Annotated in this window: 24 protein-coding genes and 1 tRNA gene; 21 read left to right on the top strand and 4 right to left on the bottom strand. The window is 55.8% G+C overall.

Annotated features, from left to right (window positions below; genetic code table 11):
* Nucleotides 1–200: 200 nt before the first annotated feature.
* From J8E65_RS09795 to J8E65_RS09775, 5 genes are all read left to right on the top strand, one after another.
* Nucleotides 201–794 (top strand): CDP-alcohol phosphatidyltransferase family protein, encoded by a 594-nt coding sequence (locus J8E65_RS09795; protein WP_210375577.1) that lies wholly within the window; start codon nt 201–203, stop codon nt 792–794.
* The gene (gene pyrE, locus J8E65_RS09790) at nt 784–1,440 is read left to right on the top strand and encodes an orotate phosphoribosyltransferase (RefSeq protein WP_237181876.1); all 657 of its coding nucleotides are present in this window, start codon (nt 784–786) and stop codon (nt 1,438–1,440) included. The genes J8E65_RS09795 and pyrE overlap by 11 nt, the downstream gene beginning before the upstream one ends.
* A complete protein-coding gene (locus J8E65_RS09785; protein ID WP_210375576.1) occupies nt 1,437–2,696 on the top strand; it encodes a competence/damage-inducible protein A in 1,260 nt (419 codons plus the stop codon). The genes pyrE and J8E65_RS09785 overlap by 4 nt, the downstream gene beginning before the upstream one ends.
* 94 nt (nt 2,697–2,790) lie before the next feature.
* On the top strand, nt 2,791–3,834 hold the full coding sequence (gene recA, locus J8E65_RS09780) for a recombinase RecA (RefSeq protein ID WP_210375575.1): 1,044 nt from the start codon (nt 2,791–2,793) through the stop codon (nt 3,832–3,834).
* Nucleotides 3,831–4,421, top strand: a complete 591-nt coding sequence (locus J8E65_RS09775) for a phosphatase PAP2 family protein (protein ID WP_210375574.1) — start codon at nt 3,831–3,833, stop codon at nt 4,419–4,421. Before recA ends, J8E65_RS09775 begins: the two co-directional genes overlap by 4 nt.
* 47 nt (nt 4,422–4,468) lie before the next feature.
* Here J8E65_RS09775 and J8E65_RS09770 read toward each other — a convergent pair whose 3' ends face one another.
* From J8E65_RS09770 to J8E65_RS09760, 3 genes are all read right to left on the bottom strand, one after another.
* On the bottom strand, nt 4,469–6,361 hold the full coding sequence (locus tag J8E65_RS09770) for a methyl-accepting chemotaxis protein (protein ID WP_210375573.1): 1,893 nt from the start codon (nt 6,359–6,361) through the stop codon (nt 4,469–4,471).
* Between the two features lie 21 nt (nt 6,362–6,382).
* Nucleotides 6,383–6,946: an ABC transporter substrate binding protein gene (locus tag J8E65_RS09765; RefSeq protein WP_210375572.1), complete on the bottom strand. Its 564-nt coding sequence runs from the start codon at nt 6,944–6,946 to the stop codon at nt 6,383–6,385.
* 141 nt (nt 6,947–7,087) lie between these two features.
* Nucleotides 7,088–7,160, bottom strand: a tRNA-Met gene (locus tag J8E65_RS09760).
* 144 nt (nt 7,161–7,304) lie between these two features.
* On the opposite strand from J8E65_RS09760, the gene J8E65_RS09755 reads away from it, so the two are divergent.
* From J8E65_RS09755 to J8E65_RS09730, 6 genes are all read left to right on the top strand, one after another.
* The gene (locus J8E65_RS09755) at nt 7,305–8,528 is read left to right on the top strand and encodes a DUF1015 domain-containing protein (protein WP_210375571.1); all 1,224 of its coding nucleotides are present in this window, start codon (nt 7,305–7,307) and stop codon (nt 8,526–8,528) included.
* Nucleotides 8,529–8,545: 17 nt separating this feature from the next.
* Nucleotides 8,546–9,754 carry a phosphoglycerate dehydrogenase gene (locus J8E65_RS09750; protein WP_210375570.1) on the top strand — a complete coding sequence of 403 codons (1,209 nt, stop codon included), beginning with the start codon at nt 8,546–8,548 and terminating at the stop codon, nt 9,752–9,754.
* A 14-nt stretch (nt 9,755–9,768) separates the two neighbouring features.
* Nucleotides 9,769–10,887, top strand: a complete 1,119-nt coding sequence (gene serC / locus J8E65_RS09745; protein ID WP_210375569.1) for a 3-phosphoserine/phosphohydroxythreonine transaminase — start codon at nt 9,769–9,771, stop codon at nt 10,885–10,887.
* A gap of 139 nt (nt 10,888–11,026) precedes the next feature.
* Nucleotides 11,027–12,160, top strand: a complete 1,134-nt coding sequence (locus J8E65_RS09740) for a Re/Si-specific NAD(P)(+) transhydrogenase subunit alpha (protein ID WP_210375568.1) — start codon at nt 11,027–11,029, stop codon at nt 12,158–12,160.
* Between the two features lie 20 nt (nt 12,161–12,180).
* Nucleotides 12,181–12,501 (top strand): NAD(P) transhydrogenase subunit alpha part 2, encoded by a 321-nt coding sequence (locus J8E65_RS09735; RefSeq protein ID WP_210375567.1) that lies wholly within the window; start codon nt 12,181–12,183, stop codon nt 12,499–12,501.
* Nucleotides 12,502–12,524: 23 nt separating this feature from the next.
* Nucleotides 12,525–13,982, top strand: coding sequence for an NAD(P)(+) transhydrogenase (Re/Si-specific) subunit beta (locus tag J8E65_RS09730; protein ID WP_210375566.1), 1,458 nt, complete (start codon nt 12,525–12,527; stop codon nt 13,980–13,982).
* Here J8E65_RS09730 and speE read toward each other — a convergent pair.
* Entirely contained in the window at nt 13,969–14,820 is an 852-nt protein-coding gene (gene speE, locus J8E65_RS09725) for a polyamine aminopropyltransferase (protein WP_237181874.1), read from the bottom strand. The genes J8E65_RS09730 and speE overlap by 14 nt on opposite strands.
* A gap of 151 nt (nt 14,821–14,971) precedes the next feature.
* On the opposite strand from speE, the gene J8E65_RS09720 reads away from it, so the two are divergent.
* The 10 genes from J8E65_RS09720 to lepB all read left to right on the top strand — a co-directional run bounded on the left by J8E65_RS09720 (nt 14,972) and on the right by lepB (nt 26,510).
* Complete coding sequence (locus J8E65_RS09720) at nt 14,972–15,703, top strand: YggS family pyridoxal phosphate-dependent enzyme (protein WP_210375564.1); 732 nt, start codon at nt 14,972–14,974, stop codon at nt 15,701–15,703.
* A 69-nt stretch (nt 15,704–15,772) separates the two neighbouring features.
* Nucleotides 15,773–16,597: a DivIVA domain-containing protein gene (locus tag J8E65_RS09715; protein WP_210375563.1), complete on the top strand. Its 825-nt coding sequence runs from the start codon at nt 15,773–15,775 to the stop codon at nt 16,595–16,597.
* A gap of 2 nt (nt 16,598–16,599) precedes the next feature.
* Nucleotides 16,600–17,469, top strand: coding sequence for a purine-nucleoside phosphorylase (locus J8E65_RS09710; protein ID WP_210375562.1), 870 nt, complete (start codon nt 16,600–16,602; stop codon nt 17,467–17,469).
* A 13-nt stretch (nt 17,470–17,482) separates the two neighbouring features.
* On the top strand, nt 17,483–18,160 hold the full coding sequence (locus tag J8E65_RS09705) for a hypothetical protein (protein WP_210375561.1): 678 nt from the start codon (nt 17,483–17,485) through the stop codon (nt 18,158–18,160).
* Nucleotides 18,161–18,272: 112 nt separating this feature from the next.
* Nucleotides 18,273–21,482 (top strand): isoleucine--tRNA ligase, encoded by a 3,210-nt coding sequence (gene ileS, locus J8E65_RS09700; protein WP_210375560.1) that lies wholly within the window; start codon nt 18,273–18,275, stop codon nt 21,480–21,482.
* A gap of 66 nt (nt 21,483–21,548) precedes the next feature.
* Nucleotides 21,549–21,998 (top strand): TraR/DksA family transcriptional regulator, encoded by a 450-nt coding sequence (locus J8E65_RS09695; RefSeq protein ID WP_210375559.1) that lies wholly within the window; start codon nt 21,549–21,551, stop codon nt 21,996–21,998.
* A gap of 28 nt (nt 21,999–22,026) precedes the next feature.
* Nucleotides 22,027–22,623 carry a signal peptidase II gene (gene lspA, locus J8E65_RS09690; RefSeq protein ID WP_210375558.1) on the top strand — a complete coding sequence of 199 codons (597 nt, stop codon included), beginning with the start codon at nt 22,027–22,029 and terminating at the stop codon, nt 22,621–22,623.
* Nucleotides 22,624–22,704: 81 nt separating this feature from the next.
* Nucleotides 22,705–24,510, top strand: coding sequence for a translation elongation factor 4 (lepA, locus tag J8E65_RS09685; protein WP_210375913.1), 1,806 nt, complete (start codon nt 22,705–22,707; stop codon nt 24,508–24,510).
* Nucleotides 24,510–25,331 (top strand): hypothetical protein, encoded by an 822-nt coding sequence (locus J8E65_RS09680; protein WP_210375557.1) that lies wholly within the window; start codon nt 24,510–24,512, stop codon nt 25,329–25,331. The genes lepA and J8E65_RS09680 overlap by 1 nt, the downstream gene beginning before the upstream one ends.
* Before the next feature lie 45 nt (nt 25,332–25,376).
* Nucleotides 25,377–26,510, top strand: coding sequence for a signal peptidase I (gene lepB / locus J8E65_RS09675; protein ID WP_210375556.1), 1,134 nt, complete (start codon nt 25,377–25,379; stop codon nt 26,508–26,510).
* Nucleotides 26,511–26,516 lie beyond the last annotated feature (6 nt).

Raw genomic sequence — 26,516 nt, 5'->3', positions numbered from 1 at the left:
ATCACCCGCTGTTGAGGTCAGACAATTTGCACGTTTGCTGTGACGCGCCTAGACTTTATCAAGAACAATGCCGTGCATGGAAATGTGCCAGAATGTCAGGCAGCCGTTGATAAAAATCTCGTAGCCGCAGGATGAACTTGCAGGCGCACTTGGCCGTTTGTACTCTTTAGCAAAACTTTCGTGGGCCAACGTCCACGCGGATGCGTTACTTACCTAATACGCTTACGTTTGCGCGCATTGCGCTCACGCCGCTGCTTTTGCTGTTGCTGCTCAACGGCACGTTTACTGGACACTTGGCGGCGCTGGGGCTTTTCGTTGCGGCTGCGTTTTCGGACTATTTAGATGGCAAACTGGCTCGCCGCCTTAAAGCACGCACGCGGTTGGGGCAGTTCCTGGATCCGTTTGCGGATAAAGTGCTGGTGCTAGGAACGTTTGGCTGCCTAGCTGTACTCCTGCCTAAGCATGTGCCCTGGTGGGCGGTCGGGGTTATTGCAGGGCGGGATCTGCTGGTGACTGCGCTGCGAACTTGGGCCGAGGCGCACGGCCGAAGTTTACGCACGTTACCGCTGGCTAAAACAAAAACGGCTGTGCAGCTGGCGTTTCTGATAGGAATGCTGCTTTTAATGGTCTTGCGCCGCTTGCCAGGTGCGGCCGGCGAAGGTGCCCGTGCTGTTTTGGGTAGCTCCCTGCCACTGATCGCCTTGCTGGCGTTGTTGGCGCTGACCGTTGCTACCGGCCTCTGGTATCTTTACGGGACTTGGACACAAACTACCCTTGATCGGCATGACGCCTGAAGATGTGCTGGCGCGACAGGTGGCTACGGTGCTACTGACCATTGGCGCCGTTTCGTTTGCACCCGAGACGCCCTTCTGTTGGGCTTCTGGCTTGAAGGCCCCAATGTATTGCGATAATCGGTTGCTCATCAGCTATCCCCAGGTTCGACGCAGCATCGTCGAGGGCTTTGTGCAACTCCTGCAGCGGCACAAACTGGAACCAGAAGTGATCGCAGGAACGGCCACGGCAGGCATCCCACACGCTGCCTGGCTTGCCGACCGCTTAGCATTGCCCATGGTGTATGTGCGCAGCCAGGCCAAGACGCATGGTCGTGGTCGCCAAATTGAGGGTCGCCTCGAGCCAGGTCAGCGTGTGGTGCTTATTGAAGACCTGATTTCAACGGGAGGGTCTTCCTGGGCCGCAGCTGAAGCACTGCTGGCCGCTGATGCCCGTGTAGAAGCTGTGCTGGCGATTTTTTCTTACGGCTTCCCAGAAGCCCAAGAACGCTTTGCGCAGCTGGGAATCCCGTGCTACAGTCTTACCAACCTAGCTGCATTGCTGGAAGTGGCGCAAGCGCATGGCTTACTCACCGAGGAGACCGCCAAGGTCTTGACCGAATGGCAGGCCGATCCGTATAGCTGGTCCCAAGCTCAGCGTATGCTATGAGGGCTATTGTGGTGACCATTGGGGATGAGTTACTGGTGGGAGATACCATAAACACCAACGCGGCGTGGCTTGGTGCTGCACTAAGCGCTTGCGGCATAGAGCTCGTTCGCATCGAAACGGTTGGAGATGATCCTGAGGCTATTTGCCAGGCGCTGCGCCGAGCACGTCAGGAAGCCTCCCTTGTGCTGCTCTGTGGGGGACTAGGCCCTACGCATGACGACCGTACCCGCGAAGCACTGGCAATGTGCTTAGGGCGATCGTTGCAGTTGCGCGAAGATATTTTGTCCCAGATTGAGGCTTATTTCCGGCAGCGACAGCGCCCCATGCCGGAGCGCAACCGCGTGCAAGCCCTGGTGCCAGAAGGGTTTGAACCCCTGGTAAACACCGTAGGTACTGCTCCCGGCCTCTGGATGGAAGATGCCCAGGGGGTGGTTGTAGCGCTGCCGGGCGTGCCGCATGAACTGGAGCACCTGATGCAAAATGCCGTGTTGCCCCGTTTAACTCGCCGTACAGGCCGACGCGTGGTGCAACAGCGCACACTGATAACTGCTGGTATAGGCGAGTCCGCGTTGCAGCAGCAACTGGAAGGGGTTGAAACACTGCTCGATGAGAACCTTTCGTTGGCTTATTTGCCAGGTCCTTATGGGGTGCGTCTGCGCCTGACGGCTCGCGCGCACAACGCGGAAACAGCACAACAACGCTTGGAGCAGTTAGAAGCTTTTGTACGCGACCGAATTGGTACGGCGCTGGTAGGCACCAATGGCGATACGCTCGAAGCCGTGGTCGGACGCCTGCTGCGGGCCCAAGGTAAAACGCTGGCTATAGCGGAAAGCTGCACCGGTGGGCACATCGCCGATCGGATCACCGACATCAGCGGTGCCTCGGCCTATTTCCAAGGAGGTATTGTTGCCTATAGTAATGCCGTCAAAGTTACTCTGCTCGGCGTAGATCCCCAAATATTGGCTCGTGAAGGGGCCGTCAGCGAAGCGGTGGCCGTGCAAATGGCGCAGGGCGCACGACAATACCTGCAGGCCGATGTGGGTTTGGCCACCACCGGCATTGCCGGACCAACGGGAGGCACTGCGGAAAAGCCTGTAGGGACTGTATGGATTGGCCTTGCCGATGCACAAAACGCTTACGCTCGGCAGTATTATCTGCCCGCCGATCGTTTGCGCTTTAAACAGCGGGCTACAGCCATGGCCCTTGATCTGCTGCGCCAACATCTGCTGCAAGCCATCCCTGCAGCGGTAGTGTGACAAACATTTGACACCCACTCATAGGATCTTGGTAAACGCAAAGAAATTCTTTACTTTTTAGGTACAATCCTTAAAGGTTAAGTCGAGCTCTGCTATGGCAATGAACGATTCGGCCAAGGCCAAAGCCCTGGAACTGGCCGTCAAGCACATTGAGAAACAGTACGGCAAGGGAGCCATTATGCGGCTGGGGGACGCGCCAGCGATTGCTGTGGACGTGATTCCTACGGGCTCGCTGGCTTTAGATGCTGCCCTGGGTGTTGGGGGTGTGCCTCGGGGGCGCATCATTGAAATCTTTGGCCCTGAGTCGTCTGGCAAAACGACGCTTGCACTGCACATCATGGCAGAAGCCCAAAAGCTGGGCGGGTCTTGTGCTTTTATTGATGCCGAGCATGCTTTTGACGCACGCTATGCGGCCAACTTGGGGGTGGACCTAGATAATTTGCTGGTCTCTCAACCCGATACCGGCGAGCAGGCATTGAACATTTGTGATACGCTGGTGCGCAGTGGCGCCTTGGATGTCATTGTGGTCGACTCGGTGGCGGCTTTGGTGCCTCAGGCGGAAATTCAAGGCGATATGGGAGACAGCCACGTAGGCTTGCAAGCACGCTTAATGAGTCAAGCCCTTCGAAAGCTGACCGGTACCATCAACCGCACGCGTACGGTGCTCATTTTCATTAACCAACTGCGCGAAAAAATCGGCGTGATGTTTGGGAACCCTGAGACCACCACTGGGGGTCGGGCGCTCAAATTTTACGCTTCCGTACGCATGGACATTCGGCGTGTAGGCTCCATCAAAGAAGGCACCGATATTGTAGGCAATCGCACGCGCGTTAAGATTGTTAAAAACAAGGTGGCCCCGCCGTTCCGTGAAGCCGAATTCGATATCATCTACGGCGAAGGCATCTCGACGCTAGGTGAGCTCGTTGATTTGGCTGTGGAGTACAACATTTTGCAAAAAAGCGGCTCCTGGTACGCTTACGGCGAGGAACGTATTGGACAGGGACGCGAGGCCGCCAAGGCGTGGCTTAAGGAACACGTGGAAGCGCAAGAGGCCATTCGGCAGCAGGTCAAAGAGGCTCTAGGTGTAAGACCCCCGCGTACGCGGGCAGAGATGGACGAACTCTACGTAGAAGAATGAGCTTTCGGTGGCTGTGGCTTTTCATTGGCGCATGGGGGATAAGCGTAGCAGCCCAGGCGCAATCGGCCTGTACGGGGAGGGATGCGGTAGACCTACGGCTGCTGTGCACGGTCTATCATACGGATAGCCCTGCGCTTAGCACCTATCTGCAAGTGGTGGATAAGACAGCCTATCCCTTTTTTGCAGGGCTTACTGCTGTAGCGTGGGGTGCAGCGTTTTATGACAAGATGCCGGAGACCGCAGCTTGGCAGATCACTCTTACAGCTGCAGGTACTACAGTAGCTGTGTTGGCTCTAAAAGCCGTCGTTGCGCGCCCAAGGCCGTTTGCGCAGTGGGACGATATCGAGGCGCGGGGGTCTCAACCGACGTCACATGCTTTCCCTTCGGGTCACGCGGCGCTAGCCTTTGCGTTGGCTACGTCTTGGAGCCTGCAAGCCCGAGCTATTTACGTTACGGTACCTGCCTATGCCTGGGCTGGAAGTGTAGCAGTTGCTCGCTTATGGCGAGGGGTGCACTATCCCAGCGATGTGCTGGCCGGTGCTCTGCTAGGTAGTGGTATGGCGCTGCTGGTTTACGCACTTTGGTAAAAACGCGAAGGCCGCCTGTGCTAGGCGGCCTTCGACGTGTAAGGGATTTATCGCACCCCATCGCCTACAGACAGCGTTGTGGCTCTGGGGCGCTCGGCTGCTGCATGATGGTTGATGCGGAAACGTTCGATTAAACGACGCATTTGCACCACATGATCGTTGAGAATGCTTGCGGTAGCAGCCAGCTCTGAAGTGGCCCGAGAGACCTCGTTAGCTACCGAAGAAATTTCTTCAACGCTTTGCGAGATCTGGCTGCTGGTAACCGACTGCTGCTCACTGGCCGAGGCGATCTGATTGATCATGAGCACCATCTGGTTGATCGAGTGCAAGATCTCGCCAAAGGCATGGGAGGCTTCGTCGGCCAGTTTGAGACCACTTTCCACCTCTTTATTGCCACGCGTCATCGAGTCGACAACCTCCCCGGTATTTTGCTGAATCCGGGTGATCATTTGCTCGATTTCTTTTGTGGCGCTGGTGGTGCGTTCGGCCAGTTTACGCACTTCGTCGGCTACGACCGCAAAGCCGCGGCCCTGTTCGCCAGCGCGGGCAGCCTCGATGGCTGCGTTGAGCGCCAGTAGGTTTGTCTGATCTGCAATGCTGCTGATCACCTGAATGATTTCACCGATTTGGGCACTGGACTCGCCGAGGGCCATGACTTTTTGGGTGGAATCCTTCACAATGCCTGCAATGCGGTGCATGCCCTCGGTGGTCTTGCGAAAGATTTCTTCCCCACTGGTAGCCAGTTGGGAAGCCCGTTGTGCCATGCGGTTAGCTTCATGGGCATTTTGTGAGGAAGAGGCAATGGTCCGCGTCATTTCTTCGATTGCGGTGGCCACCTCCATGGTCTGCTGGGCCTGGTTGCTTGCACCAGCGGACATTTGCTCTGCTGAGGTTGATACGTTGTGGGCAACTTCGGCCAGCGCATTGCCAGTGGTGTGGATTTCGCGAACCAAGGCCGTTAGGTCTTCGATCATCTGGTTGATCTGGTGCATAAGGGCGCCCACCTCGTCGTCATCGAGGACCTGAAGGCGGTGGGTGAGGTCGCCCTGCGTAACGGCAACGATCACCTCAGAGATCTGACGGAAGCGATCTTGCAACCGGCGACTGGTTTCGTCGGCTTGCCGACGTAGGGCTTCGGCCTGGGTACGCGCGGTTTCGGCAGCCTCACGCTGCTCACGTAGGGCCTCCATGTTACGTTCGCTGGCCTCTACCATGGCATTAAATGAGGCCGCAAGCTGCCCAATTTCGTCCTGCTGGGCAATGGCTACGCGTACGCTCAGGTTACCTTGCTCGACTGCTTGTGCAGCTTGGCGAAGCTGATCCACCGGTCGCACGACCGTGCGTTGAACCATAATCAAAATCCCCCAAGCCACCAAAGCGATAAAAGCTGGGATCAAGAGTGAAAGCCAAAAGCCTGTGCGCTTTTGCGCTTGGAGCACTTCGGCCGGTAGGGCAACAAGCACCCGTCCCAAGTACTGGGTGCCTTCATTGAGCGTTACCGGCGCTTGGGCGACCAGAACAGGTACGCCGGCCCGTGTTTGCGTCCAGCTTAGCAACGCCGCTTCGGTGGTGTCTTCGGGCTTGGCTAGCGCTGCAGTTTCTAGTACGTCCACGTTTTGCGCAGCCACTATAGAATCCCCGGTATTGAAAAACGCACCGGCAAGGGCATTTCCGGAAGCTACCATATGCTCCAGCGCCTGCTGCAGGCCTTCTTCATCCAGCATGAGCAGGGCCAGTGCATTCTGGCTGGCCAAGGTTTTGGCCAGGAGCTCCCCACGCTGCGCAAACTCGCGTTCCGTTACGCGCAAAGAATACTGGGCGTAGCCAAAAAACAGTACAAACGTAAGCGCAGCCAGGCCGCCCAAAAACACGATAAAGCGACGGCGCAGGTTCAGGCGCGTTAGCCACGTGTAGAGCGAATGGGTCCGCGTCGATGCCATTGGCCTTTCGGTTTAGTTGATTTAGTTCATTGCCAAAAAGGCCGTGCGGTCCTGGTATTTGGGTGGAATGGTAATGCCCATAGCCTCGGCGACGGCTTTGTTGACCAGCAGCCGGATGCCATCGGCATCTTTTTTCCAGGTCACGCAGGCCCCTTCTTTGAGCCAGGCCTCAGAAGGCGCAAAAACCGGCATTCCGGCCTGTGTTGCATTTTTAATCAGAAAGCTTCGCGTTGCAGCCTGAGCCAGCAGCCCGGCATCTTCCAAGATCCAGATGGCCTGCACCTGATGTTCACGCTGCAGCGTTCGAAACTGGGGTGCTACTTCCTGCAGGCTGGTGACTTCGGCCACGATCACTTTAACATTTGTTGCTGCCGAGGCCCGCTGCAGTTGAGGTAGTACCTGGTCACGCTGGGCAGAATTTTTGTCCCAAATGACGCCAATGCGCTCAATACCAGGCTTCAGCTCTTTGATCAAGAAGAGCTGCTGAATTGGCGTGACCTCGGTCTCTGTTTCTAATCGGCTTGTTGGCGCTGTAAACACTAGTACAAGTCCTACAGCAAGCAGTTGGATTTTGCGCATGCGCATGACCATCGTAGGTTTGGGTACACGGGGTTCACGTACCCATAGAATCGGCCATCGCTGCGTCGACTTAAGCCGAAGGGCCTTGCACGATGTAAAGAAATGCAAAAAGCGCCCAGGCTGCTTAACAACCTGGGCGCTTCTTTGTAGCGGGGGCGGGATTCGAACCCGCGACCTTCGGGTTATGAGCCCGACGAGCTACCAGCTGCTCCACCCCGCGGTGTTGGGTTTCTCAAGCTATGGCCTTTAACCCTGCTCTAGCAAGTGAAGTTTCCAGGGATCGCTACGCTAGGCTAGAGCACAAGCTGATTTTTTTGCAGCGTCGCTTTATACTAGACGCATCTAAACAGGTTGGCTAGGGAAGATGTCGCTTTTGTATCCATTCCGCGCGTTGCGTCCTGTTCCTCATCAGGCGGCACAGGTTGCTTCGCCGCCTTACGATGTGATCCGTACGGAAGAGGCGCGCCGCCTAGCAGAAGGTAAGCCGTGGAGTTTTTTGCATGTGATTCGTCCTGAAATTGATCTGCCCGAGGGGACCGACGAGCATGATCCGGCCGTCTATGCGAAAGGGGCAGAAAACCTGCGGCGTTTTCGAGAGGCTGGCATTTTGATTCAGGATGAGGTGCCCAGCCTCTACCTCTACCGGCAGCAAATGGATCGCCACGTGCAGACGGGAATTTTTGGCTGCGTGCCTGTGAGCGCTTATGAGGACGGGCGCATTGTACGCCACGAGAAGACGCGGCCGGATAAAGAAGAAGACCGCACACGGCACATTCTAGCCCAGCGTGCCCATGCTGAACCAGTGATGCTGGCTTTCCCTCCCCAAGCGCCGCTTGAAGCGCTCATGGCCCGCTGGACAGCGCAACCGCCGATGTATGATTTTACCGCTGAAGATGGGGTGCGCCATACCGTGTGGCGCGTACCGGATCCAGAGGCTTTGATCGCAGCTTTTGCTTCAGTAAATCGACTATATGTAGCCGATGGGCACCATCGTTGTGCAGCTGCTAGTCGTGCAGCTGCACAGTTGCGTGCTCAGGGGGTGGGGACCGCTGGGCTAGCCGAGTACGAGATTTTCCCCGCTGTCCTTTTTCCCCTACATACGCTGCGCATCCTTCCCTATCACCGAATTGTGCGGCGGCTACCCATGACGCCAGAAGCATTTTTACGTGCCTTGGAAACGCGCATGCATGTGATACGCCAGGTGCCCAATCCGACCCCACCAGCCAAAGGAACGGTGGCACTTTACCTTGCGGGCAGCTGGCATTGGGCGACGTTGCCCCCGACACAGCGCTCTACGGTAGCCGATCAGTTAGACGTGGCGCGCCTCAACGAGCACATTCTGGAGCCAATTTTGGGCATCGTTGATCCGCGTACAGATCCTAATCTAGACTTTGTGGGAGGGATTCGGGGCCTTGAGGCGTTAAAACAAGAAGTAGATCAGGGAAGGGCAGCGCTGGCCATCGCAATGTACCCCACCAGTATCGAAGAGCTGGTAGCTGTTTCCGACGCAGGACTGCTCATGCCACCTAAGTCTACATGGTTTGAGCCCAAGCTGCGGAGCGGTTTGCTGGTGCACGTATTCGACTAAAAAGCTACAAAACAGCCATGAAAGTACTGATTGCCGACGTTTTACCTTCTACCTGTCTGGAAGCGCTTCGAGATCGGGGTTTTACTGTGCAGGTGCAAACCGATGCTGCTCATGTTGCCCTTTTGGAAGCGCTTTCTAAAGAAAGACCCCAGGTGCTTGTGGTGCGTTCTACCGAGGTGACCGCTGCCATGATGGATGCGGCGCCCTCGCTGGAACTGATCGTGCGCGCTGGGGCTGGCGTTGACACCATCGACGTCGAAGCCGCTGCGGCTCGAGGAATTTTTGTAGCCAACTGTCCGGGCAAGAATGCCGTCGCTGTGGCCGAGTTAACGTTTGGACTTATGGTAGCGTTGGACCGACGTATTCCGGACAACGTGGCTGATGCGCGGATAGGGCGCTGGAACAAAGCAGCTTATAGCAAGGCCAAAGGTTTAAAGGGACGCACACTGGGCGTGCTGGGTTTGGGACATATTGGCCGCGAAGTCGTGCGCCGGGCCCATGCCTTCGAAATGCACGTGGTCGCCTGGAGTCGTTCTTTAACTGATGCGCTGGCGCAAGAGCTCGGCGTCGTGCGCGCCCGTACCCCTTACGAGCTAGCAGCTGCTGCCGACATTGTGACCGTTCATCTGGCTGCTACGCCAGAGACAGAGCGCCTAATTAATCGCGCTTTTTTTGAGGCTATGAAGCCCGGAGCCTATTTTATCAATACCAGCCGAAGCACGTTGGTTGATGAAGAAGCGTTGGCTTGGGCTTTGGAAGAACGTGGAATTTGCGCAGCGCTTGACGTCATCGAAGGCGAGCCAGCAGCCAAGTCGGGTCCGCTCCACCATCCATTGGCAGCACACCCGAACGTATACCTCACCCATCATATCGGGGCTTCTACCGAGCAGGCGCAGCAAGCCATTGCCGACGAAGTAGTGCGCATTCTTCAAACCTATGCCGAAACAGGCCGCGTGCTCCACTGCGTCAACCTCGAGCTCCACTCGCCAGCGACCCATGTGCTGACGGTACGTCACCTGGACAAAGTGGGTGTGCTGGCTGCTGTGCTCGACGAAGTGCGGCGGGCCGGATGGAACGTCCAAGAAATGGAAAATCTGATCTTCTCTGGAGCACGGGCAGCCTGTGCCCGCATTCGGTTTGACGGAAGCCCAAGTGCTGAGGTCGTTCGCCGCATTGCGGCACACCCAGACGTTCTGGCCGTTTCATTGATCCCGTTGAACCCTTAAACCAAGAACCTGCCATGACCCAACCTGCAACTTTACAAACCCCGGTATTTCGCACCGCTACTGGTCGGGTGTATAATTTTTCGGCAGGACCGGCGGTACTGCCCGAGTCGGTGCTGCTTGAAGTCAAAGAAGAGTTGCCAATGTACCGCCAGCTGGGCACCTCCATTTTAGAGATCAGCCACCGCTCGCCTGAATACACTGCTATCGCCGAGTCGGCCAAATCGCTTTTGCGCAAGCTTTTGGGACTCGATGAGACGTGGCATGTACTGTTTTTACAAGGAGGAGCTTCGCTGCAATTTTATCAAGTGCCCCTTAACTTTTTGCCCCCAGGAGGCTCGGCCGATTATTTGATCACCGGCCACTGGGCGAAACGGGCTTTTCAGGATGCCCAGCTTGTGGGACGCGTGCGTGTGGCGGCCAGCAGCGAAGATCGCCAGTTTTGCGCCATTCCAGATCCCTCAAGCTGGGATTTGGATCCGCAAGCGGCCTATCTGCACTTTACGTCCAACAATACGATCTATGGCACGCAGTTCCCGTCTGAGCCTGAAGTCAGCGTGCCGCTGGTGTGCGATGCGTCGAGTGACTTTCTCAGCCGGCGCATTGATCCCAGGCGGTATGGGCTAATCTATGCCGGTGCGCAGAAAAACGTGGGGCCCGCAGGCGTAACCCTTGTGCTTGTGCGCGAAGACTTTTTGCAGCGCCGCAATCAACCCCTACCCCCTATGCTGGACTATGGCGTTCATGCAGCCAAACTCTTCAATACGCCCCCTGTGTTTGCCGTTTACATCGTCGAAAAGGTGCTGCGCTGGCTGGAAGGCTTGGGCGGACTACCAGCCATTGAAGCCATCAACAATCGAAAAGCCGAGCTGCTTTACCGGCGCATTGATCAAAGTGATTTTTACCGGGGTACGGCCGAGCCAGCTTCGCGCTCAAAGATGAACGTGACGTTTCGCTTGCCCAGCGAAACGCTCGAAAAACAGTTCATCGAAGAAGCGCAGCAGGCCGGCCTTATCGGGCTTAAAGGACATCGGTTGGTTGGCGGATTGCGCGCATCGATCTACAATGCCTGCCCAATAGAAGCCGTCGAAGCTCTTATATCATTTATGGACTATTTTGAGCAAAGATATGGTTGATTTTTTGTGATGCCACGATCAATCGCAGCATAAGCCGTTGCAGAGCGCAGCCCTTTCGTGCTTTATTAGGCTCCAAAGTGGTGGAAGTTTGTAATTGTGAAGCCCAAGGGGGAAAACTTAAACTTTTCGTAGCGACGCAATGGCATTACGAATTGGTGTACCGGCTGAAACGGCGGTAGGGGAGCGGCGGGTGGCTTTGGTTCCAGAGGTAGTGCGGCGTCTGGTGCAACAGGGCATGGAAGTCTGGGTGGCCAAGGGGGCGGGCACGGGGGCTTATTTTCCCGATGCGGCCTATGCGGACGTCGGGGCCCGCATGGTCTCGCAAGAAGAAGCTTGGGGGGCCGACGTGGTGGTGCACGTGCAGCCACCTTCAGAAGAAGAAATTGCCCTCATGCGGTCGGGCAGTGTGTTGATTGGTTTTCTGAGCCCGTTGGATCAGCCTGAAGTGGCCGATCGCTTGGCGCGACAGGGGGTTGTTGCCCTAGCCATGGAGCTGGTCCCCCGCATCTCACGTGCCCAGAAAATGGACGCGCTTTCGGCTATGGCTGCTGTAGCTGGTTACAAGGCCGTGCTGATTGCTGCCAACCTGTTGCCCAAGTTTTTCCCGCTGCTGACAACCGCAGCCGGAACGGTGCGTCCGGCCAGCGTGCTGGTTTTGGGCGCTGGGGTTGCTGGTTTGCAGGCCATCGCCACGGCCCGACGCCTGGGAGCGCGCGTTTCGGCCTACGACATTCGGGATGTGGTCAAAGAAGAAGTGCAAAGCCTAGGCGCCACGTTTGTCGAACTTCCATTTGAGGTGCCCGATGCCCAAGATGTTTCGGGCTATGCGAAAGCACTGGCTGAAGAAAAGCAGCGCCAGCAAGCCCAGCTCCTGGTACCCCATATTGGCCGGGCCGACGTGGTTATCAGCACGGCTCAGGTTCCCGGACGGCGTGCACCTGTACTGATCACCGAAGAAGCTGTAGCAGCCATGCAGCCCGGATCGGTGATTATCGATCTGGCTGCGCCCAACGGGGGCAACTGTGTGCTGACGCAACCGGGCGAAACCGTAATACATAACGGGGTCCAGATTGTTGGCCCCCTGAACCTGCCCGCTGAGATGCCCGTGCATGCCAGCCAGATGTACGCCCGCACGCTTTTGGCCATGATTCAGGAGTTTGCTACCCCCGAAGGCTTCAAGCCAAACTTTGAGGACGAAATCTTTCGTGGGGTATGCCTAACCTATAACGGTGAGGTGGTCAACGAGCGCGTACGCGCGTTGCTGGCTGCCTAACGCAACCAGACCAAACAGCTATGCTGGACAACCTGATCATCTTCGTACTGGCCGCTTTTGTTGGCTTTGAGGTTATTAGTAAAGTGCCCCAAACGTTGCATACCCCGCTTATGTCGGGGTCAAATGCCATCAGTGGCATTACGATTGTCGGTGCCTTGGTGGTCGCGGGTATGATTGGGGGCACCTGGTCTAAATGGTTAGGACTGCTGGCCTTGATTGCGGCGACGATCAACGTGGTCGGGGGATTTTTGGTGACCGACCGCATGTTGCAAATGTTCAAAGCCCGTCAGCCAGAGCAAAAAGCCCAGGCCTCTGAAAAACAAGCCGCTTCTGTGGCTTAAGGGTACGTAAGCATGTTTGCGCTATGAAAACAACCCTGATTGATCTTAGCTATTTGATTGCAGCCGCCCTGTTTATTTTTGGCCTGAAGCGTCTTCAATCTCCTAAAACTGCCCGTGGGGGCAATCTGATTGCGGCGCTGGGGATGTTGCTGGCGGTGGTGGCAACGTTGTTTTTGCATCGGATTATCACGCCCATCGAGATGCTCGCTGGGCTGGTGCTTGGCAGCGCCATTGGGGCTGTCTTAGCCTTGCGTGTGCCCATGACGGCGATGCCCGAAATGGTGGCTGCATTTAACGGATTTGGCGGATTGGCTTCTGCCCTGGTGGCGATTGCCGAGGTGGCTCGCTATCTCATCCCAGAAACAACGGGATTGGCTGCATTACTACCGCTTCCTGTGGAGCAGCCGCCCTTTGACGTGCAATTGGCCATCACCGTGGTGCTTAGCATACTCATTGGGATGGTTACGTTTTCGGGAAGCTTCGTAGCTTTCGGCAAGCTGGGGGGCTACATTACGGGCAACCCAGTGCTGTTCCCCGGGTTGCGGCTGCTGACGCTTTTGGTTGCGCTGGGCACGTTGGTGTCGATGGGGTTTGTGATCGCAGGGGCCGAAACCTTTCCACTGATTGCTGATCCAGTTGTCGGTGGGATGGTCGCGCTTGCTGGACTAGCCCTGGTGCTGGGTGTGCTGCTGGTGATCCCAATTGGTGGAGCCGATATGCCGGTGGTGGTCTCGCTCTTGAACTCTTACTCTGGTTTGGCGGCTGCTGCGACCGGTTTTGTCTTAGATAACACGGCACTGATCGTGAGCGGTGCGCTGGTGGGTGCTTCGGGCTTGATTCTGACGCGTATCATGTGCGAAGCAATGAACCGCTCGTTGCTGAATGTGCTCTTGGGAGGGTTTGGCGGCGAGGCTGGCGAAGGAAGTGCTGTGGCGACGGCTGAAGGTAAGACGGTGCAGGAGGCTACGGTGGAAGATGCGGCTATTTTACTGGCTTATGCCAACAAGGTGATTATTGCACCAGGCTATGGCATGGCTGTAGCGCAGGCGCAACATCAGGTGCGCGAGTTGGCCGATTTACTGCAGGAACGAGGCGTTGAAGTTAAGTATGCTATTCATCCGGTAGCTGGGCGGATGCCGGGCCACATGAACGTTCTGTTGGCTGAAGCCAACGTGCCTTACGACCAGCTTTATGAAATGGACGAAATCAACGATGAGTTTGAGAGTGCCGATGTGGCGCTAGTAATTGGGGCGAACGATGTGGTGAATCCTGCCGCCCGCTACGATAAAAGTAGTCCGATCTATGGGATGCCGATTTTGAACGTAGACCGTGCTAAGACCGTTCTGGTGCTTAAGCGAAGCATGCGTCCTGGCTACTCGGGTATTGAGAACGAGCTGTTCTACTTGCCCAATACACGGATGCTTTTTGGGGATGCCCGAGAGTCGCTGACCAAGCTAATCAGTGAAATCAAGGCGTTGTAGCGACGGCGTTGGCGATGAGCTCTGTATGCCACCAGGTGGGAAGGGCAAACGCCGCGCGGTGAACGTCGGGGTTGTAATAGCGCCCGGTCCACAGACGTTGGGGCTTCTTGGCGGAGTGGCCGTCTTTGGTGCAGACCACAAAAGCCATCTGGGCACCGACATAGGTAAAGATGGTGGCTTGGTAGACTTCAACTGTAGGGAACACCTGGCGGAGGCGGGCTACCCCTTCCCGCAAGATAGGACCGTCAAACAGGGGCATGCACAAATGCCGGGCAAAGACCCCAGTGGGTTTTAAGCAGGCATATGCGTTGCGGATAAACTCAGGGGTAAACAGCACTTCGCCTGGGCCGACCGGATCGGTCGAATCCACTAAGATGGCATCAAACGGTTGTGCTTGGACTTCTGGGCGGGCTACGTAGCGTGCGGCATCGGTAATGTGTAGGGTCACACGAGGATCTTGATAATTCCCATGAAAGCCTAAAAATTCTTGGCAGCGTTGGATGACCACCGGGTCGATCTCGACCATTACCACCCGGCGAACCCAGTTGTGACGCAGTACCTCTCGGAGCGTACCGCCATCCCCTCCACCGATGATCAGCACCGAGGCTTCTTGCAGCGTTTTGGGCAAGGCTCCCAGCAGAGGTACGTGCGTTAGCATTTCGTGGTAGATAAACTCATCCCGCTGGGTTACTTGCAAGTTGCCATCCAGAACCAAAACGCGCCCAAAAAAGGGATGCTCATAGATTTCTAGTAGCTGATAAGGCGTGCGCTCGTGGTGCAGTAGGCGCATACGCAAACCCAGCGTAACGTCTGGGGTGCCGGTTTCGTACCACCACATAAGGGCATTGGGTGTAGCGTCGTAAGCCCTCATGTTTCAACCTGAGTAGATTCTCTGTTACATTTCCCAACCCCAGGGTGCAAAATACGGTTTCCTGCACGGAACCTTTTGTTCGGGGTTTAACATTGGAAAGCGAAAAAATGAACATGCCATGACTGAGCTTTCTCTGCTGGACGCGGCCACGTTTCGGGATCGCCTGGCACGCATCCAAGAGCGTATTGTCCAGGCCTGTCGCCGTGCTGGGCGAAGTCCAGATGAAGTCATCCTGATTGGCGTGACCAAAACGTTCCCAGTCTCGGTAGTACAACTTGCTTTTGAGGCTGGGCTTCGTCATTTTGGAGAAAACCGAGTGCAGGAACTGGTGGCTAAGGCAGCCGTTTTGCCGGGGCACATTGAAGGAGGGACGATTACCTGGCATATGATTGGCCATTTGCAACGCAACAAGGCTAAGGAGGTCGTGGCTCATGCAGACTGGCTGCACAGCCTGGACAATTTGCGTCTGGCCGAAACCTTAGAGCAGCGGGCAGCACAGGCTGAGCGCCGGTTGCCTTGCCTGGTAGAAGTGAACGTTTCCGGAGAGTCTACAAAATTCGGTTTGCCTCCCGAGGCTGTGCATGACTTTTTGGACGCGCTGGCGCCCTTCGAACACCTGGAAATTTGTGGCCTGATGACACTGGCTGCCCCAACCGACGATCCCGAAGCCGTGCGTCCGCAATTTCGCTTATTGCGACAGCTAGCCCAAACGTATGACGCGCGGCGTAATCCACGGGTGCAGCTCCGGTATCTGTCTATGGGCATGAGTGGGGATTTTGAGGTGGCTATTGAAGAAGGCGCAACGCATGTGCGCATTGGCAGTGCGCTATTTGGTCCGCGCCTTGTCTAAGGAGATGGGGTGCAGCGGAGGGCTTTTTTTCCTATCTTCCTATTATGCCAGCCATCCGAGGTCGACATCATGAAACTCACTCCGCTGGACATTCGCAAGCAAGAGTTTACGCGCGCGTTTCGGGGCTACGAAGTCACCGAAGTGCAGGCTTTCTTGCAGACAGTAGCCGAGCAGTGGCAGTCCCTGCTTGAAGAGCATCGCCGCCAGGCGGAGCGCGTCCGGGAACTTGAAGAAAAGCTAGCACACTACCAGCATATCGAAGAGGCACTGCAGCAGGCCCTCCAATTGGCCCGAGAAAATGCCCGGCAAACGCTGGAGCAGGCCGAGCAGCGTGCCCAATTGCTGCTGGACGAAGCCCGCGCACAGGCCGATGAGATCCGATGGAAGGCCGAACAAGAGCGCCATCGGTTGCAACAACAGCTGGCCGACCTGGTAGAGCGTCGGGATGCGCTCCTAGCACGGCTGAGGGCTTGGCTCAATGCAGAGCTCGAAGTGCTTTGCAAATTTGAGGCACGAGAGCAAGAAATCCTTGCCTTACCTCCGCAGCCAGAAGTACCGGTGCCCGAGGTTGCGACCACGCCTGAAGCCGAGGCAGCGCATGTCTCCACGACACCGGAAGCTCCAGCGGAAGACGAAGCAGAAGCTGCCGGCCCGGATGTGGTGGAAGAGGCTTCTGAGGCTATGATCCCGCGCTTTGCTACTTTCCAGACGCAACCGCCCGTCACAGAACCTTCACCTGAGACGCCAGCTGAGCCCCCGCGGGCCTGGAAAGTGCACACCATCGTGGGACCTCCACCGCAGCAACCGGCAAAAGGCGAATCGCCTGCCTCAGAAGCGGAAGAACGCCAAGAAGAATACGAAAAACTGCGTCGAATCCTTAAAGACCTAGACTAACTATGCAGAACCAGCTGTTTGACGTTCAAGCCTATCGCGCTCAGGTAGAAGCGGCTGCAGCCTATATCCGCACACGCACCCGTTTGCAGCCGCAAATTGGGATTATTCTGGGTACTGGGTTAGGAGAGTTGGCCCGCGAAGTTGAGCCCGACGTGGTGATCCCTTACGAGGAGATCCCGCATTTTCCGCTCTCGACCGTTGAATCCCATCACGGGCGTTTGCTTGTGGGCCATCTGAGCGGCGTACCGGTCTATGCTTTGCAAGGGCGCTTCCACTTGTACGAAGGCTACACCCCACAACAGGTAACCTTCCCTGTGCGTGTGCTGGCCACGCTGGGCATCGACACGCTGCTGATCTCGAATGCTGCAGGCGGCATGAATCCGCTTTTTCGCCGGGGCGACCTGATGCTGATTACAGATCACATTAATCTGCAAGGCCAAAACCCCTTGCTGGGGCCGAACGTGGCAGACTGGGGGCCGCGTTTTCCAGATATGAGTGAGCCATACGACCCGGAGTTGCGCCGCTTGGCTGAAGCAAAAGCGTTGGAATTGGGCATTAAGTTGCAGCAGGGTGTGTACGTGGCTGTGCTAGGTCCTAACCTGGAAACGAAAGCCGAGTATCGGTTTCTGCGCCTGATTGGTGCCGATGCGGTAGGGATGAGTACGGTTCCTGAAGTGATTGTGGCGCGGCACATGAACTTGCGCGTGATGGCGATTTCTGTCATTACCGACGAGTGCTTCCCTGATGCACTAGAGCCGCTATCGTTAGCGTCTGTTATTGAGGCTGCTAACGAAGCGCAGCCACGCTTAACGCGCTTGATGAAAGCGGTGGTTGAAACGGTTGGGCAGCAGATCACGGCGTCTTCAAGTTAATCTTAAGGCTACTATGGGGGCCTGGGAAGATGAGTTATGGGACGAAGCGCGATGGGAGGCCTATTTGCGCGCAGAGCGGTCCCGCATGCATCGCTTGCTGGAGGACTACTTTGCTTTTGTGCGGCAGCATCCCTATCCTGAGCCCCGTACCTCGGAGGCTATCCAGCACTGGCGCATGCGCCTGCAAGCTTTTTTGAGGGCGCAAGGCTGGGATGAAGAAGCCATTGGCCATGTCTCACAGCTAAGAGATGAGTTGTTCCCAGAAGCACCTTATGGGGAGGAAGAAGACGAGCCGTTCGCTCTACCCGAAAGTGCGGCCTACTATGCCCTGCATGCCCAGGCTACGAGGTTGGGGGAACGCATTCTGTCTTGGGCCGATGCTTTGCCAGGCCACATGAAAGATAGTACGCTGGTGCACTTTTGCGCGCAGGTGCTTCAGATTCCCTGGCATTTGGCACAAGGGCATCTGTTGGGCTACGAGCGCGAGACCTTAGGGGGTAATATTGTCTGCACCCGCGATGCGCTGGCCGCTGCCAACGCAGCGCTCGACATGCTCGCTGAAATGCGCCAAGCCCCGTACATGAAGGCTACGCACTACTTCGCTTTTTATGAGGCGCTTTACGAATTGCGCAATGCCTTGGCATTGCACGTTGTGCGCCTACGCGCCCGCTTTGAGCTTGGCATTGAGTAAAGCCCGTCTGAACGTTTCTCCCGCATTCTTAACGGGAAGGCCTTCGGCGCTAGGCATCTAGAATGCGTAATTTTAAACGCAGCTTAGGACGTAGATATTGATAAACGTGAGCATGAAGCGCTTTAAACAGGTTGCTCAGTTTCATTATCCGGATATTGAACGTGAAATACTAAACTGGTGGAAAACCCACCAAATTTTTGCGCGCAGTATTGCGCAGCGCGAAGGTGCTCCGACGTTCTCCTTTTATGAGGGACCGCCTACGGCCAATGGTAAACCTGGAATTCATCACGTACTTGCTCGTACGATTAAGGACATCTTTTGTCGTTACAAAACGATGAAGGGCTTCCGCGTGGAGCGGAAAGCCGGATGGGATACGCATGGACTTCCCGTAGAAATCGAAGTTGAAAAGGAGCTGGGCCTGGAAAGCCGCGCGCAAGTTGAAGCCTACGGTGTTGAGCAATACAACGCTGCCTGCCGCCGCAGCGTGCTGCGCTACAAAGCGCTCTGGGACGAGCTGACTGAGCGCATTGGCTACTGGGTGGATCTGGAGCACCCCTATATTACGTTTGAGAACAAATATATCGAGACCGTCTGGTGGTTGATCAAGCAGATCTACGAAAAAGGGCTGCTCTATAAAGGCTACAAAATTCAATGGTATAGCCCTGGTACAGGCACGGTCCTTTCGTCACACGAAGTGAGCTTAGGGTATAAAGAAGTAGATGATCCGAGCGTCTTTGTGCGCTTCCCTGTTCAAGGGGCGGATCGGACCTACTTCTTGGCTTGGACAACGACGCCATGGACGCTCATTTCGAACGTGGCCTTGGCTGTCGGCCCTCACCTCACCTATGTGAAGGTTCGGAGAGAAGATCCAGACCAAGGGACCGAGTATCTGATCCTAGCCTATGATCGGCTTGAGGTGCTGCGGGATGAGAACGTGGAAGTGGTGGCTTCTTTTTCTGGAGCATCACTGGTGGGCCAGACTTACGAGCCGCTATTCCCCTATTTTAAAGCACGTTTTCCACAAGGCACGCTTTGGCGTGTAGTGGCTGCTGATTTTGTATCAACGGAAGAAGGGACAGGTGTGGTGCACCTTGCTCCGGCGTTTGGCGCTGAAGACTACGAAGTAGCCCAACGCGAAGGCCTGCCGCTCATCAACCCCATTACGCCAGAAGGTACGTTTACGCAAGAAGCACCCCTGGTAGCAGGCCTTTGGTTCAAAGATGCTGACCGGGTAATTGCAAGAGACTTACGCCAGCGCGGTTTGCTTTTTCGCCAGGAAACGTACCGGCACAACTACCCGCATGATTGGCGTAAAGGCACACCACTGATGAATTATCCGGTCGAAAGCTGGTTCATCCGCACTACAGCGGTCAAAGACCGCATGATTGCGCTCAATGAGACCATTCACTGGCATCCCCCGGCCATTGGAGAAGGGCGTTTTGGCGAGTGGCTGCGCGGCAATGTGGACTGGGCGCTAAGCCGACGGCGCTACTGGGGGACGCCGCTGCCTATCTGGCAAAGCGACCGCAATCCAGACTACATTGAGGTCATTGGCTCAATCGAAGAGTTGCGCCAAAAGTTGGGCGGGACGTTCCCTCCAGAAGCCTATAACCCTGAAACAGGGCAGCTCGACCTGCACCGGCCTTATGTTGACCGGCTCACGTGGCCTGCGCCAGATGGGGGCACCATGCGGCGCGTACCCGATTTGATTGATGTTTGGTTTGACTCGGGGGCTATGCCCTATGCCCAGTGGCATTATCCATTCGAAAATCAAGAGGCTTTCTGGCGGACGTTCCCTGCGGATTTCATTGCTGAAGGGGTGGATCAGACGCGGGGTTGGTTTTACACGCTGCATGCCATTGCTACCATGGTGATGGACAGTGTGGCCTTCAAACACGTTGTGGTCAATGGTTTGGTGCTTGACGAGAAAGGCGAAAAAATGTCCAAGTCGAAGGGGAATGTAGTGGATCCCTTCGACGTCGTCGAGCGCTACGGGGCCGATCCGGTGCGTTGGTACATGATCAGTAACGCTCCCCCTTGGGAAAACCTGCGTTTTTCGGAGCGTGAGCTGGAGGCCACATGCCGTCGCTTTTTCAACACGCTGGAAAACGTTTATGCTTTTTTTGCGACATACGCCAATGTTGATGGTTTTACGTATCCTAAAGTGCGGATGCCGGTGGCCGAGCGTGTTGAACTCGACCGATGGATTATCAGTCGGCTCAACAGCACCGTAGCCGAGGTTGAGGCAGCTTACGAAGCCTACCATCCCACACGAGCGGCACGGGCTATCGAGCGTTTTGTAGAGGAGCTGTCGAACTGGTACATTCGTCGTTCGCGGCGGCGTTTTTGGAGTGCACGCACGGGCGAGCAGGAAAACGAGCGTGATAAGCAAGCGGCCTATCAGACCCTCTATGAATGTTTGCTAACCACCGCTTGTCTGATGGCGCCGATCGCACCGTTTTTCAGTGATTGGCTCTATCGGGCGTTGCAAGAAGGTAGCGAGATGCCGGGCGCCGAATCGGTGCACTTGGCGGATTTCCCAAAGGTCGAGACGGCTGCTATCGATGCAGCGCTAGAGCAACGCATGGAGCTGGCCCGTACCATTGTGTCGATTGTGCTGGCGTTGCGCAATCAGGCCCGCATCAACGTGCGCCAGCCGCTTCCCCGCATTCTGGTAGTGACCAGTCCAGGTGTTTCCCGCGAAGTGGTCGAGTCAGTGCGCCCGCTGATCTTAGAAGAGGTGAACGTAAAAACAATTGAATACGTCGAGGGGACCAGCCACTTGGTACGCCGTGCAGCAAAGCCAAACTACGCTCGCTTAGGTAAACGGCTTGGTAAGCTGATGAAAAGCGTGGCTGCTCAGGTAGCCCAACTGACTGAAGAAGCTATCGAACACTACGTGCAAACAGGCCACCTGAGCATGCAGGTGGATGGTCAGACAATCGAACTTGGGCCAGAAGATCTGGAGATCCGCAGTGAAGGACTGGAAGGCTGGCTAGTAGGGCAGGAAAGTGGTGTGACCGTAGCCCTCGATACGTCGCGTGATGAGGCCTTAATCCTAGAAGGCCTAGCCCGAGAAGCGATTAATCGGATTCAAAATCTGCGTAAGAAGGCCGATTTTGAGGTAACCGATCGAATTCATGTGACCTATCGTGCTGATGGATTACTCGCCAAGGCACTTGCGCAGCATGCCGACTGGATCCGGAACGAGACACTGGCCGTGGCGTTGCACCCCTCCGACCAGCCGGCAGGTGAGGTAGTTGAGACGTTCGCCATCGACGAGACAACGTTGACCGTAGGCATCCAGCGCGTCTCGGCTTAACAGAGGAAAAATCCTTGAGCGCTTGGGGCTACTCCCTAAAACGATCAACCCGAAAGCGATACCACTATGGAAAAGCGGCATGAGCAGGAAGCCGCGGCGACGCCTGAAAAAACGCCGCAAGAACAAGAAACCGCTGAAGTGCGCCGCACGCCTTTTACGGACGAAGAGCTGGAATACTTCCGACAGCTTATCCTGGAACGCCGGCGCCAGGCGGTAGAAGATATTGAGCGCATGAAAGCGCAGCTGGAAGACACCCGGGAGCAGGCAGGCAACGATTCGCCCTATAGTTTTCATATGGCCGATGCGGGCACGGACGCGATGGAGCGCGAAAAACTGTTTTTAATGATCGCACGCCAGCAAAAATACATCGGGTATCTGGATCGGGCGCTGGAGCGAATTAAAAACAAGACCTACGGTATTTGCAAGGTAACCGGAAAACCTATCCCCAAAGAGCGACTGGAAGCCGTGCCCCATACCGAAGTCTCAATTGAAGCTAAGCTGAAACAAAAGAAATAACCTCACCGTCTGCAGCGCCCGGCTGTTTATGCGCATCCTTTGGATTACGCTGTTTGTTGTGCTCCTTGACCAGCTTACCAAGGTGCTGGTCGTACAGACCATGTATCCAGGCGAGTCGATCCCGGTTCTGGGGGACTGGCTCAAGTTGACGTATACCGAAAATCCCGGGATGGCCTTTGGGATCAATTTTGGTCCTCAAGGAACGATCACGGTGCTGGCCGTGATCGCCACGGTGCTCATTGCCTGGTATCTGTACCGCATTCGCCAAGGATACGGCCCTTATCGGGCTAGCTTAGCGGTTATTCTAGGCGGTGCACTGGGCAACATCATTGATCGCATGTTTTATGGCCTGCTCTACGGCTATGCCGGATTTTTTCACGGCCGCGTTGTCGATTTTATCCACGTTGACCTTTGGCGTGGGTATTTACCTGAATCCATTCCCTGGATTGGCGGCGCCTATGTAGCCCTGTTTCCAATCTGGAACGTGGCCGACATGGCCATTGTCGTAGGTGTCGTAGGTCTGTTTCTTTTCCAAAAAGCCTTTCATGCGCGCTGGCAGCAGCAAGCGTCGCTTACTGCTCCGATCGAAGCACCCGTTTCGGGTCCTTCTGTGGAAGACAAATAAACGCGGGTGCGTAGGGAACCCCAAGGCATAGGAGGTTTTATTGGAGCAAGTTTTCTGGGCTTCCAGTGGTGGATGGCAACGATGAACGCCTACCGCGACTATATCCGCAATTTTTGCATCATTGCCCATATCGACCACGGCAAGAGCACGCTGGCTGACCGGCTCTTGGAGCTGACCGGTACGCTCTCGGAGCGAGAGTTACAAGACCAGGTGCTTGATAGCATGGACCTGGAGCGGGAGCGGGGGATTACAATTAAAAGCCACGCTGTGCGCATGACATACCGCGCCCGCGATGGACAAGAGTACGTGCTCAACTTGATCGATACCCCAGGCCACGTTGACTTTACCTACGAGGTGTCACGGGCACTTAAGGCATGCGAAGGCGCCATCCTGGTTGTCGACGCCTCGCAGGGGATCGAGGCGCAAACGATCTCGAATTTGTACCTGGCTTTGGGGCACGATCTAGAAATTATCCCCGTACTCAACAAGGTCGACTTGCCTAATGCACGGCCCGACGAGGTGGCGCAATCGATTGAAGATCTCATTGGTGAGCCGGCGGAAGACATCCTGCGCATCAGTGCAAAGACCGGCGAGGGGGTGCCAGAACTGTTGGAACGCCTGGTGCAGCGCATTCCACCTCCTAAGGGTGACCCGGAGGCGCCGCTACGGGCACTGGTGTTTGATTCGGTGTTCAACACCTACCGAGGCGCTATTGTCTACGTGCGCGTCTTTGACGGTACGCTCCGTACCGGCGACCGCATTCGCTTTATGTCGAACGATCGAGAATACCTGGCCGAAGAAATCGGCATTTTGCGCCTAGATCGTTACCCAGTGGAGACATTGCGGGCTGGAGAAGTCGGCTACATCATTGGATCCATTAAAGATATTCGCTCGGCTCGGGTAGGCGATACCATCACCCATGCCCATCGTCCTGCCGCCGAGCCCATCCCAGGCTTTCGGCAGGTCAAACCCATGGTATTCAGTGGGGTTTTCCCGACCGACCCAGACAAGTACGAAGAGCTGCGCACTTCGCTTGAAAAACTGCAGCTTAACGATGCCTCACTCACCTTTATTCCAGAAACGTCGGCCGCGCTGGGATTTGGTTTCCGCGTAGGCTTTCTTGGCCTACTGCACATGGAAATCGTACAAGAACGCTTGGCACGTGAGTTTGGCATGGACATCGTAACGACTGTGCCAAACGTTGAGTATCAGGTAGTGCTAAAGTCGGGCGAAGTGCTGACCATCGACAACCCCAGTCAAATGCCAGAAGCAGGTAAGATTGCCGAGATTCGCGAGCCTTACGTGCGCGCCGATATCATTACGCCGACCGAATACGTGGGCGCCTTGATGCAACTGTGCCAAGATCGACGGGGCGTGTATGTGAACCAGCAGTATCTCGACCGCACGCGTGTCAACCTACAGTATGAGCTGCCCCTGGCCGAAATCATTTTCGACTTTTACGATAAGCTAAAAAGTCTAAGTCGAGGATATGCCTCGTTTGATTACGAGGTGCTTGACTACCGGCCTAGCGATCTGGTGCGACTGGACATATTGATCAATGGTGAGCCCGTCGATGCGCTCTCGACGGTAGTGCATCGCAGTAAGGCCTACGAGATGGGGCGCAAGCTGACGCAACGCCTAAAAGAATTGATTCCACGGCAACTTTTTGACGTAGCTGTGCAGGCAGCAATTGGTTCACGCGTGATTGCCCGAGAAACAATCAAAGCCTTACGCAAAGACGTTACTGCCAAATGTTATGGCGGTGACGTAACGCGTAAGCGTAAATTGTTGGAGCGCCAAAAAGAGGGCAAAAAGCGCATGAAACAAGTGGGCCGGGTAGAAGTCCCGCAGGAAGCATTCCTGGCTGTCTTGTCGGTCAATGACTGATGCGGTCTGCACGTACATGGTGGCTATGCTGGGGCCTGGGATGGACGCTTAGCCTAGGGTTACGGTGGGCCTGGGCACAGGAGGCCGAGTTGACGCAACTATTGCGCCGCATTGAAGCTCATCGCCAGTTGGTGTGGTCTTATCACGCTGCTTGGCTGCAGCAGGAAGCAGCACGTAATCGGTTCCGGCTGCCAGTGCGTCCGCCTGAGCCGCTTCCTCTTGCGCTACACGTCCGCTATCCAGTGCTGGCACCTAAAGCTCCCCCTGCCTCTGCGTCAAGGACACCCTTTGCGTTGCATCACTACCATGTGGTGCGTCGTTACGAGCAGGCGTGGTTTCAACGACGCTTTGGCCAAGATGGCTGGGCTTACTTGGGAAGTCAAGGCTGGACGCCACTGGATACGCTACCTACGCCTGAGCTTCGGGCCCGACTGCAGGCGCATTTCGGAGCTCCAACCCGCACGCTAGCCGAGACCGAGCTTTACCAACGCCGCCCACGAGAGGAATACATCCAGTTTGAGTATTGGTTTGTGCTCAACGATTCTATCCCACTACGCGTGCTGGATGTTAACGGACCTTTTGAGCGGGGCATCGTGGTGGCCAGTGCACCGCGCTATCGAGAGCAGCTCAAGCAGCTGCGGGCAGCCCTTTTGGACCGACTGATCACAGATCCGCGCCGCGCAGCTTTTGCGGACTACTACTTCCAAAAAGAAACAGACACCTGGTATGTAACCGGCTTTGACGGACGGGACTTCTGGCTACGTCCTATGCGTGCGCCGCGAAGCCTTCAGGGAAGACCTCCTGTGATTTCCACAGAGTGAACCGAAGCCTACGAGCGGCGTTTCTTCGTCGTTTCCTAGACAAACATGAGGAACCTAACCTTGGCCTCGACGCAACCTGAATCGGCAACGCGGCGCGCCAAGAGGCAGCAGCGTCGCTCGGATGTTCCGTTAGGGCCCAGCACTGACGGCCAGTCGCGCCCACCCAAAAGCAAATTGCGGGAATGGCTGGAAGCGTTGGGCTTCACGCTGGTGGTTATGCTCGTGGTGCGCACGTTCTTTTTCGACCTTTTCCGCATTCCCACACCTTCTATGGAAAAAACCCTGCTGGTGGGCGACTATCTGTTTGTTTCTAAGCTGCACTACGGCGTGCGCACGCCCATCTCTTTGGGCATTCCGTTTACCAAAATCTACGTCAAGGGACTTACGCTGCCGCATACGCGGCTGCCAGGTTTTACCTCCATTCAACGGGGAGATGTGGTCGTCTTTAATTACCCCCCTGAAGATTTGCCGATCGATCGGAAAACGCACTATATCAAGCGGGTGATCGGATTGCCAGGCGACACGCTTTGGATTCAAAACAAGATGGTATACGTCAACGGCGAACCCCAGCCCCTTAGGCCAACCATGCAGCAGCTATGGCGCGTCATCAAGACCGACCCGCGTGTGGTATTGCCGGAAGTGCGGTTGCGAGAGCTTGGCATTGAAGAAATACAACCTACACCAGATCCGCGCCAAGTGCTTCTGGTGGCCACCTCGGCCGCAGCTGCAGCCATGGCTAGTTGGCCTTACGTGGAACGCATTGAGCCTTTTGTGCTGCCTAGTGGCCCTCAGTATAGTGAACTTATGTATCCACCAGGGAAAGGATACTCTCCCGATCAATACGGTCCCATTATTATTCCAGCACGCGGACAAACGATTGCCCTTACAGAAGCCAACTGGCCGATCGTCGAACCCGTTATCCGACGCTACGAAGGACATACTACAGGCAGGGAGCCGGACGGAACCTTTCTGATTGACGGACAGCCAGCGACCACCTACACGTTTACGCAGGATTACTACTTTGTTATGGGTGATAACCGGGATAACTCTGAAGACAGTCGTTTCTGGGGATTCGTCCCAATGGATCATATCGTGGGGAAAGCCTTGTTTGTATATTTTTCTTGGGATGGCGAACACCATTTGCCGCGCTTTGAACGGTTGTTTACGCGCATTCATTAAGTCGTG

It is taken from the genome of Rhodothermus bifroesti (assembly GCF_017908595.1).
Classification (GTDB): domain Bacteria; phylum Bacteroidota; class Rhodothermia; order Rhodothermales; family Rhodothermaceae; genus Rhodothermus; species Rhodothermus bifroesti.
This window is presented reverse-complemented; position numbering and strand designations above follow the sequence as displayed.

Excerpts from the sequence above, each read along its gene's own strand:
- J8E65_RS09680 (WP_210375557.1), top strand. The coding sequence starts at position 24,510 with ATGCGGTCTGCACGTACATGGTGGCTATGCTGGGGCCTGGGATGGACG.
- J8E65_RS09715 (WP_210375563.1), top strand. The coding sequence starts at position 15,773 with ATGAAACTCACTCCGCTGGACATTCGCAAGCAAGAGTTTACGCGCGCG.
- J8E65_RS09705 (WP_210375561.1), top strand. The coding sequence starts at position 17,483 with ATGGGGGCCTGGGAAGATGAGTTATGGGACGAAGCGCGATGGGAGGCC.
- J8E65_RS09710 (WP_210375562.1), top strand. The coding sequence starts at position 16,600 with ATGCAGAACCAGCTGTTTGACGTTCAAGCCTATCGCGCTCAGGTAGAA.
- J8E65_RS09730 (WP_210375566.1), top strand. The coding sequence starts at position 12,525 with ATGAAAACAACCCTGATTGATCTTAGCTATTTGATTGCAGCCGCCCTG.
- J8E65_RS09755 (WP_210375571.1), top strand. The coding sequence starts at position 7,305 with ATGTCGCTTTTGTATCCATTCCGCGCGTTGCGTCCTGTTCCTCATCAG.
- speE (WP_237181874.1), bottom strand. The coding sequence starts at position 14,820 with ATGTGGTGGTACGAAACCGGCACCCCAGACGTTACGCTGGGTTTGCGT.
- lepB (WP_210375556.1), top strand. The coding sequence starts at position 25,377 with ATGAGGAACCTAACCTTGGCCTCGACGCAACCTGAATCGGCAACGCGG.
- J8E65_RS09735 (WP_210375567.1), top strand. The coding sequence starts at position 12,181 with ATGCTGGACAACCTGATCATCTTCGTACTGGCCGCTTTTGTTGGCTTT.
- recA (WP_210375575.1), top strand. The coding sequence starts at position 2,791 with ATGGCAATGAACGATTCGGCCAAGGCCAAAGCCCTGGAACTGGCCGTC.
- J8E65_RS09695 (WP_210375559.1), top strand. The coding sequence starts at position 21,549 with ATGGAAAAGCGGCATGAGCAGGAAGCCGCGGCGACGCCTGAAAAAACG.
- lspA (WP_210375558.1), top strand. The coding sequence starts at position 22,027 with ATGCGCATCCTTTGGATTACGCTGTTTGTTGTGCTCCTTGACCAGCTT.
- J8E65_RS09750 (WP_210375570.1), top strand. The coding sequence starts at position 8,546 with ATGAAAGTACTGATTGCCGACGTTTTACCTTCTACCTGTCTGGAAGCG.
- J8E65_RS09770 (WP_210375573.1), bottom strand. The coding sequence starts at position 6,361 with ATGGCATCGACGCGGACCCATTCGCTCTACACGTGGCTAACGCGCCTG.
- J8E65_RS09795 (WP_210375577.1), top strand. The coding sequence starts at position 201 with ATGCGTTACTTACCTAATACGCTTACGTTTGCGCGCATTGCGCTCACG.
- J8E65_RS09775 (WP_210375574.1), top strand. The coding sequence starts at position 3,831 with ATGAGCTTTCGGTGGCTGTGGCTTTTCATTGGCGCATGGGGGATAAGC.
- lepA (WP_210375913.1), top strand. The coding sequence starts at position 22,705 with ATGAACGCCTACCGCGACTATATCCGCAATTTTTGCATCATTGCCCAT.
- pyrE (WP_237181876.1), top strand. The coding sequence starts at position 784 with ATGACGCCTGAAGATGTGCTGGCGCGACAGGTGGCTACGGTGCTACTG.
- serC (WP_210375569.1), top strand. The coding sequence starts at position 9,769 with ATGACCCAACCTGCAACTTTACAAACCCCGGTATTTCGCACCGCTACT.
- J8E65_RS09740 (WP_210375568.1), top strand. The coding sequence starts at position 11,027 with ATGGCATTACGAATTGGTGTACCGGCTGAAACGGCGGTAGGGGAGCGG.
- ileS (WP_210375560.1), top strand. The coding sequence starts at position 18,273 with ATGAAGCGCTTTAAACAGGTTGCTCAGTTTCATTATCCGGATATTGAA.
- J8E65_RS09720 (WP_210375564.1), top strand. The coding sequence starts at position 14,972 with ATGACTGAGCTTTCTCTGCTGGACGCGGCCACGTTTCGGGATCGCCTG.
- J8E65_RS09785 (WP_210375576.1), top strand. The coding sequence starts at position 1,437 with ATGAGGGCTATTGTGGTGACCATTGGGGATGAGTTACTGGTGGGAGAT.
- J8E65_RS09765 (WP_210375572.1), bottom strand. The coding sequence starts at position 6,946 with ATGCGCATGCGCAAAATCCAACTGCTTGCTGTAGGACTTGTACTAGTG.